The organism is Acinetobacter guillouiae (genome assembly GCF_002370525.2).
GTDB lineage: Bacteria > Pseudomonadota > Gammaproteobacteria > Pseudomonadales > Moraxellaceae > Acinetobacter > Acinetobacter guillouiae.
On the sequence record NZ_AP014630.1, the window covers coordinates 1,323,826 to 1,335,902 of the forward strand.

The 12,077-nt window shown below is 38.3% G+C and carries 12 protein-coding genes; 9 read left to right on the plus strand and 3 right to left on the minus strand.

All coding sequences use genetic code 11. The features are described from left to right. Window positions 1-149: 149 nt before the first annotated feature. From pepP to AS4_RS06205, 5 genes are all read left to right on the plus strand, one after another. A complete protein-coding gene (pepP, locus tag AS4_RS06185; RefSeq protein ID WP_096733561.1) occupies window positions 150-1,472 on the plus strand; it encodes a Xaa-Pro aminopeptidase in 1,323 nt (440 codons plus the stop codon). Between the two features lie 26 nt (window positions 1,473-1,498). Further along, a complete protein-coding gene (locus tag AS4_RS06190; RefSeq protein ID WP_096733562.1) occupies window positions 1,499-2,053 on the plus strand; it encodes a GNAT family N-acetyltransferase in 555 nt (184 codons plus the stop codon). Window positions 2,054-2,361: 308 nt separating this feature from the next. Then, window positions 2,362-3,573 carry a 2-octaprenyl-6-methoxyphenyl hydroxylase gene (gene ubiH / locus AS4_RS06195; protein ID WP_034614245.1) on the plus strand — a complete coding sequence of 404 codons (1,212 nt, stop codon included), beginning with the start codon at window positions 2,362-2,364 and terminating at the stop codon, window positions 3,571-3,573. After that, on the plus strand, window positions 3,570-4,808 hold the full coding sequence (locus tag AS4_RS06200) for an FAD-dependent monooxygenase (RefSeq protein ID WP_096733563.1): 1,239 nt from the start codon (window positions 3,570-3,572) through the stop codon (window positions 4,806-4,808). The genes ubiH and AS4_RS06200 overlap by 4 nt, the downstream gene beginning before the upstream one ends. A gap of 175 nt (window positions 4,809-4,983) precedes the next feature. Continuing rightward, the gene (locus tag AS4_RS06205) at window positions 4,984-5,235 is read left to right on the plus strand and encodes a hypothetical protein (RefSeq protein ID WP_004722066.1); all 252 of its coding nucleotides are present in this window, start codon (window positions 4,984-4,986) and stop codon (window positions 5,233-5,235) included. Window positions 5,236-5,613: 378 nt separating this feature from the next. On the opposite strand, the gene rsmI is transcribed toward AS4_RS06205, so the two are convergent. After that, window positions 5,614-6,459 (minus strand): 16S rRNA (cytidine(1402)-2'-O)-methyltransferase, encoded by an 846-nt coding sequence (gene rsmI / locus AS4_RS06210; RefSeq protein WP_004819970.1) that lies wholly within the window; start codon window positions 6,457-6,459, stop codon window positions 5,614-5,616. A gap of 10 nt (window positions 6,460-6,469) precedes the next feature. Here rsmI and AS4_RS06215 point away from each other — a divergent pair, with 10 nt between their 5' ends. The 4 genes from AS4_RS06215 to AS4_RS06230 all read left to right on the plus strand — a co-directional run bounded on the left by AS4_RS06215 (window position 6,470) and on the right by AS4_RS06230 (window position 9,549). Next, window positions 6,470-7,420, plus strand: a complete 951-nt coding sequence (locus AS4_RS06215) for a penicillin-binding protein activator (RefSeq protein ID WP_096733564.1) — start codon at window positions 6,470-6,472, stop codon at window positions 7,418-7,420. Between the two features lie 13 nt (window positions 7,421-7,433). Beyond that, window positions 7,434-7,850 (plus strand): YraN family protein, encoded by a 417-nt coding sequence (locus AS4_RS06220; protein WP_096733565.1) that lies wholly within the window; start codon window positions 7,434-7,436, stop codon window positions 7,848-7,850. 105 nt (window positions 7,851-7,955) lie between these two features. Continuing rightward, complete coding sequence (locus AS4_RS06225) at window positions 7,956-8,663, plus strand: BON domain-containing protein (protein ID WP_004819975.1); 708 nt, start codon at window positions 7,956-7,958, stop codon at window positions 8,661-8,663. Next, complete coding sequence (locus tag AS4_RS06230) at window positions 8,647-9,549, plus strand: alpha/beta hydrolase (RefSeq protein ID WP_096733566.1); 903 nt, start codon at window positions 8,647-8,649, stop codon at window positions 9,547-9,549. The genes AS4_RS06225 and AS4_RS06230 overlap by 17 nt, the downstream gene beginning before the upstream one ends. A 42-nt stretch (window positions 9,550-9,591) precedes the next feature. On the opposite strand, the gene nudC is transcribed toward AS4_RS06230, so the two are convergent. After that, window positions 9,592-10,350, minus strand: a complete 759-nt coding sequence (nudC, locus tag AS4_RS06235; protein WP_004819980.1) for an NAD(+) diphosphatase — start codon at window positions 10,348-10,350, stop codon at window positions 9,592-9,594. Next, window positions 10,350-11,993 carry a chemotaxis protein gene (locus AS4_RS06240; protein ID WP_096733567.1) on the minus strand — a complete coding sequence of 548 codons (1,644 nt, stop codon included), beginning with the start codon at window positions 11,991-11,993 and terminating at the stop codon, window positions 10,350-10,352. The genes nudC and AS4_RS06240 overlap by 1 nt, the downstream gene beginning before the upstream one ends. Between the last annotated feature and the right edge of the window lie 84 nt (window positions 11,994-12,077).

A 12,077-nucleotide genomic window follows, 5' to 3' on the forward strand; every position in this document is an offset into this window, starting at 1 on the left:
TTGTCGCGATTTAGCGTAGAGCAAGAGAAATAATAAAATTATTTTAAAATATGCAAATATTGAGTCATCTGTATTTGCATTCATCTAAGCGTAATTGTAAGTTAAAGCTTCTTCCAAATTAATCATCTGAAATACAAGCTGAATAGAGAATGAAATTAACTCAAGCAGATTTTCAGGAACGTCGTGACCGCCTCGCTGAACAAATGGGTCCCAATAGCATTGCAATTATCTCAACCAGTCCAGAAGTCATGCGTAACCGAGATGCTGATTATAAGTTTCGTACGGACAGTAGCTTTTTCTATTTAACCGGTTTCGCAGAGCCACAAGCAGTTGCAGTCATAGAGACAGATGAAACTGGTGAGGAATATATCTATAGCTTGTTCTGTCGTGAACGTAATCGCGAGATGGAAATCTGGAATGGTTACCGCGCTGGAATTGATGGTGCGGTTGATGATTATGAAGCAGATGAAGCTTATGCGATTGATCTGCTTGACGAAGAAATTATTGCTAAAATTTTAAATAAAGAAAAATTATTCTATCGTATTGGTCAACGATCAGATTTTGATGCCAAGGTCAGTACTTGGATCACTAAAGCCAATGAATCTGGACGTGGTTTTGGCGTTCCATCGCAGTTGATTCAACTTGATCAAATTTTAGATGAAATGCGTTTGCATAAGTCCGATCAAGAAATTGAATTGATGCAAATTGCCTCAAATATCAGCGCAGATGCGCATACGCGTGCCATGCAAAAAGTTCATCCTGACATGATGGAATATGCTTTAGAAGCTGAGTTGAATTATATCTTTGGTCAGAGTGGTTGTGTTCCTGCTTATAACAGTATTGTGGGTGGTGGAAAAAATGGCTGTATTTTACATTATGTTGAGAACAACCAACCCCTAAAAGATGGTGATTTGGTGTTGATTGATGCGGCTGCTGAGTATGAATGCTATGCCTCAGACATCACCCGTACTTTCCCTGTAAATGGTAAGTTTAGCCCTGAACAAAAAGCGTTATATCAAATTATTTTAGATGCACAAATTGCTGCGATAGATGCAATTCAAATCGGTCATTCTTATAAAGAACCGCATAATGTTGCAGTACGGATCATGGTGGAAGGTTTGGTCAACCTTGGTATTATGCAAGGTGATGTTGATAAAATTATTGAATCTGAACGCTACCGTCAGTTTTATATGCATGGTACAGGGCATTGGCTCGGTATGGATGTGCATGATGTTGGTGCATATAAAGATGAAAATGGTCAATGGCGTAGCTATGAGCAGGGTATGGTTGTTACTGTAGAACCAGGTTTATATATCGCACCTGATGATGAAACAGTGGATGCAAAATGGCGTGGTATTGGTATCCGGATTGAAGATGATGTGGTTGCAACTGAACAGGGGCCATTGGTCTTGACCAAAAATGTGGTGAAGTCGATTGAAGATATTGAAGCGTTGATGGCAAAGTCAGTATAAGTTTTTAATTTGAAAGGTGAGTATGTATGGATACTTACACCGTTTTAGCTAAGCCAGTAGAAACAAATCGTTTGATTTTACGCAAGTTTGTTCACGGTGATGAAATCTCACTTTTTCATGAGTATTGCGGAGACAGGGAGTCTTCGAAATACTTACAAAGGCGACCACATGTCAATATTGAGCAAACCAAGTGTATGTTTGAAAATTGGAGTGGTACAAAATGGGAAAATAATGATAAAGATTTTGCTTGGATTATTGGTGAGCGCAAAACCAATTTAGCCATGGGGCTTGTGATGTTTATTCACAAAGGAGATCATGGTGAAATTCATTTTGGGCTTGGAGGTAAATTTCAAGGGCAGGGCTTTATGAGGGAAGCAATCACTGCTGTCATTGTCTATTTAAAAAATAACAGTAGGCTTAAAAGAATTGAGACTTTTTGTGATGCAGAAAATTTGAAATCACGAAACGTTCTGATTGAAACAGGATTTACTGAAACAACCTTGTTAAAGCATTGGGCTATATTTCCAGCTTTGGGAGATAATCAGAGAGATTGTCTAGCTTTTATGATTGAAATCAATTAAAAAATAGATGCCAGTCAAGTAAGTTTACAAATAACAATACTCAAGTAATGAGTCAGTACTTTTATTGATGCTGCATATTTAAACAATACCTTTAAGGTGCCATATCGGTCGAGCTAAATAACACTCTTAATTCTTTGACTGAAATTCTCATTTTTCATACTTATGTTAAAAATAGCGTATTGATTCAGTACAAATACAGCCAACAATTTCCTATTTCAATATAAAAATGACTTTGCTTGATGTAATATGAAATCAATCAAGATTATAAGTATTCAGTACGCTGAATCACATATAGAAAGGATAAAAGCATGCAACAAGAAGTCATCATCGTCGGCGGTGGAATGGTTGGGCTGAGCTTGGCTCTAATGTTGGCAAAAGCCAATATTGCGGTAAAGCTTTTAGAGGCTGTGAAATATCCAAATTATGATGATGCCAATCTTGCACCTTATCATTCCAGTTTTGATGCACGAAATACCGCACTATCACGTCGTACCGTACAAATTTATCAAAAACTTGGTCTTTGGGATGCCTTACAAGAACATGCGACTCCTATTCTCGAAGTACATATCACTGAACAAGGCAGTTTTGGTAAAGCACGCTTAGTCGCAGATCAAGAAAAAGTCGAAAGTTTTGGGCAAGTGATTGAAAATGCATGGCTAGGCCGTGTACTACTGACTCAAGTTCGCCAGCAAGCTTTAATTGAATTGATTGACGGTGTACAAGTCACTTCACTAAAACAAGAGGGTGACTATGTATATGTTGAAGCCAATCGTGGTGAAGAATATACCCATTCACTTAAAGCCAAATTGTTGATTGCTGCGGATGGTCGTGATTCTTTCTGTCGCCAAGCTTTAGGTGTTGGGGTGGATGTGCATGATTATGATCAGGTGGCAATTGTCACAACAGTACAAACCTCTAAACCACATCATCAAGTGGGCTTTGAACGCTTTAGCCATTTAGGGCCATTGGCATTGCTCCCATTGCCGGGGGAATGTCGTCGTTCAGTGGTTTGGCCGGTAAAAAAAGGCACAGAAGATGAATGGTTAGGTGATGAAAATGACCAACATTTCCTCGATGCTTTACAGCAAACTTATGGTGATCGTGCAGGAAAATTCCAAAAAACAGGCAAACGTTTTAGCTTCCCATTGGCACAAGTACTTGCTGAAAAACAAGCGGTGGGTCGGGTAATTTTGATGGGCAATGCTGCACATACCATTCATCCTGTTGCTGGGCAAGGTTTTAACTTGTGTATGCGTGATGCAGATGTGCTGATGCGTTATATCACAACGCAAATTGCGCAATCTGATGATATTGGTCAACCTGAGATGTTAAAGGCCTATGAACAATCTCGCTTAACTGATCAGCAGCGTGTGATTAAATTTTGTGATTCTGTAGTGCGTGGATTTAGTAATCAAAATCCAGTCTTGAAATTATTGCGTAATACTGGCTTGGTGGCTTTTGATGTGATTCCGGGGATTAAACCTTTGGTTGCCAATTATGCGATGGGATTAAAAGCATGACACAGCAAGATATGTTAGATGTGGTGATTGTTGGTGGTGGTCTGGTGGGTGGCTTAACCGCATTACTTCTAGCAAAAGGTGGTGTGCAAGCCACTGTTTTAGATGCAGCCCCTATTTTAGATGCTGAAAAGACTTTAGCTGTTGCTAATCCGCGGGTTTTAGCCTTGAGCCAAGCCACGATTCACTTGTTAAAAACGGTGAATGTATGGGAAAAAATCGCTCGCCAAATGCCCTATACAGGCATGCAAGTCTGGAATAAAAATGGCTATGGCGAAATTAATTTTGGGCAAGCCTCAGAAAACTTTCCTACAGCTGAGCAAAGCTTAGGTTCAATGGTTGAACCAAGTTTATTAAACCTTGCCATCCAACAGGAAATGTTGGAGCAATTGCAAGATTATCGTACTCAAGTTAAAGTTGTGCGAGTAGAGCAGGGGGTAGGTTATTGGATCATTAAACTTGCAGATGGGACTGAGCTAAAAACCAAGTTAGTGATTGGTGCAGATGGTGCAAATTCATTTGTTCGTGATCAAGCATTTATCGATCTTGATGTTTTAGATTATCAACAGGCAGGCTTGACCTGTGCGATTCGTACCACACAACCACACCAATATGTGGCTCGTCAGATTTTCCATCCGACAGGCCCATTGGCATTTTTACCGATGGCGAGTTTAAAGCCAGAACAAGCTGAACACTGGATTTCAATCGTTTGGACCTTACCTGATGATTATGCAGAAGAATATGCGCGCTTAGATGATGCTGATTTTTGTGAATTACTGACACGTGAAAGTCATCATATGTTGGGTAAGATCGTTGAAGCGACACCACGGGCTCAATTTCCACTCAAGGCGCGTGCGGCACAACGTTATGTAAAAGATGGGCTGGCCTTGATTGGTGATGCAGCGCATGTAATTCATCCTTTAGCTGGGCAAGGCGTAAATATCGGGTGTTTAGATGCTGCTATTCTGTGTGATGTATTACTTAAAGATAAACAGCGTGGCGTATGGGCACATGAACAAACCTTAAAGCGTTATGAACACCAACGCAAAGGGCAAAATGATGCCATGATGCATAGCATGTCGATGATTGGTTTTGTAGAAACTGCGGAAATATTTCCATTGGTTTGGGCGCGTAACTTTGGCTTAAAACAAGTTGAAAATATGCCATTTTTAAAAGATCAATTTATAGCACAAGCCAATGGGCTGGCAACTTTAAAAAGCACGCAATATGCCATTTAATTGGATTTCTGATATTTTTTAACCAATCATTTAAACAACATTACGAATTTGATGAAAAAAAACACGATTTTGTGTATCTAGATACTAGTCGAATGGCGAAGAGCTTGATACATTTCTCTGTAAAACATCACCATTTTTCGGATGGTACATTGACGTCATTGATGGGGAGTTAAAGATGACAGATACAAATGATTATGATGATAATTCAGAAGATCATGCAGTAGACGATGATGAAGCTAAAGCGGCTGAAAAAGGCGCTGCGGCAAGTGATTCTACAGTTTCAGATACAGATTTGGCTGAAGCTGAAACACTCACTGTGACAGCGAAAAAAAGACAGCGTGAAGCGTTGGAAGATGAAGTCGCTGCATTTTTAGCGCGTGGTGGGAGAATTACCGAAGTTCCACCAGATGAATCTGCTAAAGATTGATTTTAAAAGCACCGAAAGGTGCTTTTTTAAATTTGGTTGGAATGCTGTCTATTTTTAGATGTTTAAATCTCAATCTTAAAAAGTTTTAGTGTTTGTGACTTTTTACTTGAACTTTTAATGAACTATTTTATTTTTATGGATCCTTGCTGGTTGCTTTAAGTGTATGCCTGATTAAATCATCAGTTCAGTAATGTTGTACTTTTGATTATTTGTTTTTCTGTGTCAGCGCTTATACGTGCCAGATTGATCAGTGTAGGATTAAAATTTATCGTATAGAGATTAAGGTTTAGTGGTGAAAGTGACTAGAACAACCAGTCGCTTGTAGAAAAGCAGATTGAGAAATGCTTATATATACATTTCTCAACTCAAAAAATAAAATTATTGTTGATTAGTCAGCTCTAAAGCACGTTGATAGGCGATTTTCTTTTTGATGCCGGTTAGATCCGCAGCAAGTTGTGATGCCGCTTTGACTGATAAATCTTGTAATAAGCGATTTAAAAGTTGATCTAACTTCTCTTGTTCCACATCTTGATCTTTGGCATCTGGTGCACCACCAATAACTAAAACAATTTCACCTTTTTGCTGGTTGCGATCATTTTCAATAAATGTGACCAACTCGCCCAAAGTCATCTTTTTAATCGTTTCAAATGTTTTGGTAATTTCACGTGCAAAACCCACAGGTCGATCTGCACCAAAAACATCAGCCATATCTTTGACACTGTCTAAAATACGATGAGGCGCTTCATAGATAATCATGGTTTGTGATTCATGTTTTAATTTTTCTAATTGAATCAATCGTTGCGATTGTTTTGACGATAAAAAGCCTTCAAAGCTAAAACGATCACTGGGTAAACCCACCGCACTTAGCGCAGCAATAGCAGCACATGCACCCGGTACAGGAATGACGCGAATACCATTCTCCTGAGCAGCACGGACCAATTTAAAACCTGGGTCACTAATCAATGGTGTACCAGCATCACTGACCAATGCAATATTCTGACCACTTTTTAATTTTTCAATAAGTATATCAATTTTGTTACTTTCATTGTGATCATGACACGCTGTGAGCGGAGTTGAGATATTATAGTGCTTTAATAATTGAGCAGATTGACGTGTATCTTCTGCCGCAATAACAGAAACAGACTTTAAAACTTCAATAGAACGAAAAGTCATATCATCTAAGTGCCCAATTGGGGTCGCTACGACGAATAATTGAGCACTCATAAAGGTCTCCATGAAGAATAAGTTAGTGTTGAACAGTATTAAAAGAGTGGTTGTGTTGGGAATGGTTGGATTTACAATCCAAGTTCACGCAGAAATTCTGGTTATATTACCTGAAACAGGCCCTATGTCGCGAGCGGGTTTGAGTATTAAACAAGGAATATTAAGTGCCGCGCAGGCCTCAAAGAATGAAATACCCTTAAAATTTGTCGATTCAGATCAAAAGACCATCAAAGCGCTGTTAAAGCAGCATGTCAATAAAAAGACTAAAATGATTATTGGGCCTTTGGCTCGTCCTGATGTTGAGGCTTTAATTAATTTAAAGCCTAAAGTACCTGTATTGGCACTTAATGAAGTTTATCCAAGCTATAAAAGTGTTTGGCAGTATAGCCTTTCTAAAAATGACGATGCTTTGGCACTGCTTGACTATATCCAGCATGATAAAGTCAGCAAACTCTATGTGGTGCGTGAAAAAGGCACAGAAGCAGAATCTATTAACTTTTTAAATGCATTATTTGCCAATTATATGGGGGAAGTTGATCCTGTAGAGCATATGCCAAAGTCGATTTCGGATCGAGAGGGTATTTTATTGTTAGGTTCAAACCAATGGTTGACTAGTTTTCCTAAATTACAGAAGAAAAAAATTTATACCCAAGCCATTGCTGTTGATGAAAAAAAGGCCTTGCCTAAAGGGATGAAATTCTGTGATGTTCCAGCCTTATACATCGCCGAATGGGATGATGTGGTCAAAGCTTATAAAGATAAACCGACCTCGTTGCCGTATCAGCGTTTATATGCCTTTGGTGGAGATGCTTGGCATATTGCTGAGCAATTTGTTTTGGATCCGAATGTAAAAAGCTTAACCTTTAATGGGCGCACTGGAAAAATTAAAATTGATGGCAATCGTGTTGAGCGTATTCCGCAATGCTTTGAACGCTCAAAAAATAATTTAGTGCCTTTGTGATGACAGGTTTCTCATGGCAAAAAATAATTTAGGACAATGGGCGGAGCAAGAAGCAGTGAAATTACTGCTTCAACATGGCTACGAGATCTTAAAATTGAATTATTTCTCGCGCTTTGGTGAAATAGATATTATTGCGCAGTCTAAACAAGAGTTAATTTTTGTTGAAGTGAAAGCAAGAACTCCAACACAGATGGGGCATGCTTTTGAAACGGTAAATCAATCAAAACAACAAAAAATGATTAAAACGGCGTTTAAGTTTTTACAAGAACATCCACAATATGAACAATATTATTGCCGTTTCGATGTGATTGGTTTTGATTTACATCATAAAATTGCAAAAAACGTACAGCAAGACCTCAGTAAAATCTCTTATGATCAATCTTGGATTGAAAATGCATTTACTTTAGATGCAGACTTGATTAATCTGTGACTGAAATTTATGTACGGTTATTTCAAAAATAAATATATTTTCCAGCATGTTAACGACGTTTAAATGGGTTGTTTAGCAGGCTGAAATTAATAGGAGTCTTGCTGAGTGTTAAAACGTATTGTCATCACCATGATGTGTGTAGCAAGTTTGTCTGGTTGCGCGAGTTTTATCTCAGGTGGTACTGGTTCTTCACCAGTGGGAACAGATAGTGGTGTTCGATCTTTAGGACAAGTGTTTATTGATTCTTCTATTGAGCGAACTGCGAAAATCAACTTGTATAAGTTGGATGCTCGATTTAAGCAATCTCGTGTCAATATTAATAGTTTTCATAGCAATGTGTTACTGACAGGGCAAGTGCCAGATGCACATTTAAAACAGTTGGCAGAAGATAATCTACGAGCAATGAGCGATGTAAAAGCAGTCCATAATTACCTGACTGTAGGCAATCAAATCGGTTATAGCACCATCATGCAAGATGCATCAGTTACTGTGAATACTCGTGGTTTAGTGATGAAAGCGCCTGTGGTTTCAGACAATAAAGTCTTGATTCATACAGAAGACGGCGTGTTGTATGTTTTAGGTCGTTTAAACAATGCTGAAATTGCAGATTTAAATGATGTTTTACAAAAAGTTGGAAATGTGACTAAAATTGTGACCTTGATTGATAACATCGAACAAGCGAATAATTCAGTCCAAACTTCATCTTTCACAGCACCTGTGGTAAATAATGTACAACAACAACCTGATGTACAGACACCTGTTGCGATTGATCCTAATGCTACAGAGCCAAATAATAATGTTATTCAACAATAGGTTAAAAGTTTTAAAAGTTAGATTTGGAAAGCAGTTTGAACACCTAAAATCTCAATTTAAATCGCACTATCAAGATTTTCGTTTATACGATTTAGGCAGTATTACCATTAATGGCTTGACCCCTAAAAAGGGCTATTCCATTCAGCATAATATTGCCTATGGCTTAAAGGCGAGACAACGTTTAGATTTATATATTTCTAATAAAAAGCAACAAAATGCGCTGATTCTTTTTGTTCATGGTGGAGCATGGAGTCATGGCGATAAAAGTGCTTATAAATTTGTAGGCGAGGCGTTTAGCCGTTTTGGCTATAACGTGGCAGTGCTGAACTATCATTTGGCACCTGAGCATAAATTTCCAAGTTATATTGATGATCTTGCTGTTGCATTGAATTATTTGGAGCAACAACAAGCACGTTTCGGTATTTCAATGGATAAAATTGCCTTGATGGGGCATTCAGCAGGCGCATTTAATATTGCGTCTTTGCTTTATCATCCTAAGCACTACCAACTGACCATCAAACAAAATATTAAAGCTTTGATTGGAATCGCTGGACCTTATCATTTTGATTATAAAGGCGATGCTTTAGCCGAAAATGCCTTTGATCAAAGTATCCCTTATCAACAGGTAATGCCGTATTATTTTGTTGAAAAAAATGAGGTAAAGCATTATTTGTTCTTGGCAGAAAATGATCAGATCGTTAAAGCTAAAAACTCTTTAGATTTTAAACAGCAATTACTTGAACAAGGCAATCATTGTGAAATTTACACGATTCCTAAAACTGGTCATATTTCAATTATGGGCAGTGTTTCAAGTTTGTTTAGTCGATTCTATAAAACCCGACCTGAAATTATTAAGGTTTTAAATGAAGCAATGAAAAATGCCTAGCAATCGCTAGGCATTTTTGATTTGAACATGTCTCAATCAAGATCAGTCTTTATGCATTGGTCTATTGTGAATCACATGTTCAATCATGGCATGGGCGATACTGCCACTAAAAGGCGTTTCGGGTAGCTGGTCAAACTTAAAGAACTGAGCTTCACTAATTTCTTCTTCTTGCAAGACGATTTCACCAGATTCATATTCAGCCTTAAAGGCCAGCATAAGATTACTTGGAAAAGGCCAAGGTTGGCTGGATAAATATTGGACATTTTTGACATGTAGGCCAACTTCTTCCAACGTTTCTCTTTTGACCGCTTCCTCTAGTGTTTCACCGACCTCAACAAAACCCGCAATAAGGCCATACATCTTGCTTTTATTCTTGGCATTTTTTGCCAGTAGAATTTCGTTATCACCACGAGTAATCACGGTGATAATACACGGTTGTACACGCGGGTATTGATGATAACGACAGCTAGGGCAGACCATGGCATATTCAGTGGGATGAACTTCGGTTTCGTGTCCACAGTGGCTACAAAACTTATGGTTTCTTCGCCACTCTAGCAATTGTACAGCACGACTGGCTTGTTCAAATTCAGATTTGGTCCATTGTGAAATCAATTGACGAATCGGGATCAGTTGATATCCCTCTGGAATTTGATCTTCAATAAATAGATCTCGGGCAATAATCTGATCACCCGAGTTAAAACTGATATCACTTGCTAACTTTTCAACTTTAGGCAGTTGTAAATTTTCATCCACTAAAAGTTGTTGATGGTGAAAGATATATGCAAGTGATAATTCTGACATTAGGCTACCGATTTTAAATTTTGACTACTTGTTAATGCTACATCAAACATGGCTTGTAAAACAGGTTGTTTGTTTTGTAGATTTTCAATCATCATGTCTGCACTGGCTAAAACATCAAGCAGTTTATTGACTTGTGCAAGGTTAAACACGTGCTCTTTGTTAAGACCCGTTTGAATAAACTCCGCAGAGAGCAACAATGCTTTTTGACCATCTTTTGCCGCAAGGAACAACAGTGCACCACCAATTTCACTTAATTGTGATGGAAGTTGGTCTAAACTTGTGCTTGGAGGATCTTGTAAATATTGCACCAATGTTTGTGAGCTTAAATCGACCAGCGCTTTGGTCTCAGTCAATAATGCTGCATGTGCTTCATCTAGACGATCTAATGAAATCTGCAAGTTATTCACTTTTAACTGTAAACGACTCGATGTGTAATTACGCTCTAAGATACCAATCGAATTCATCGCGGATAAAATACTGTTCATCAACTGTTGCGCATAATTTTCATCTTTGAGCATGTTGTCTTGAGACAGTAGGTCAGCCTGTTGTTTCAGTCCGCTATAGGCTTCATTAAGATTCAAGACTTTAAATACATGCGCAAGATCGGTCAGTTTGCTTTTCAATTCTTGGGTTTTTTCATCACTCATATTTTTGTAGTTAAACTCAATATCATTACGGATTTGCGACATTTCGTCCGTAATTAATTGGCTCACACTATGAATGGTTTCAAAGTCAGGGCCATATAAATGGCGGCTAAATATTTGTAGTTGAGTGTCAGTCAGAATATCTTCGCCAACATTAATCTGTTCGCGGATGTGTTGTGATATTTCATCTTCTTGGCTGATACAAATACTCAAAATATTGGCTGTATCTAATAAAGATGGATTGAATCCGCTTAGATCTTTAAAGAATAAAGACATATTGGTTTCAATACTGATTAGCGTTCTGAGGCGTGTATCATTGAGAATGATGTTTTCAATGTGATTTAAAGCAACTGAAACCAAAGCCCAATATTGCTCACTTGCTTGGCCTTTGGCTGCATTTGCCAAATAAGACCCAACCAGTTTGATACCCTGTAAATCTAAATCTGTTTCTTGCTGTTTGAGCAGCTTGTGTAAGCACAATTTATACAGCTTATGAACATATACTGAATGCTCTAACTCAGGTGATTGCGGCAAGTTAAAATTCGGTGTTACACAGTCGAGCAGTGGAATAATTGCTTGACCTTCTGGTGTTAGCTCTAGACCTAAAGAAAGTTCTAAGCGATTTAAAGTGTCATGCAAAAATTGTGGCGCTCTGACTTCACGAAGGCAAATAAACTCAATATAGCGTTTGAGCATGGTGGTGCCTTCACTCAAAGCAATCACTTCTTGAGTATTGATCTCATGTGGGTTTTGCATCACTTTACGCATCACCGCCGCTGAGAGTTGCGCAATTTTAGCAACATGCGGCATATCGATGAGCATCAGCACATTTACACATTGTTCAAATTGAAGCAAAGCATCATCAATACCGAAGGGTAAAGTTTGGTCTTCAACTAAACTACTGACAGCAGATTCTACCTGTAAAATTGAATTATCGACTTCTTTTTTAATAATAAGTAATGCTGTCGGATCAAAATGTATAGAGGTTTGGTAAGACATTGATCTGCACCTATCCTGGGTATCTGAATGTTTTATTTCATAGCCTCAAAATGAGGCTAATTTTCTAAGTTTTAATATAGCCGA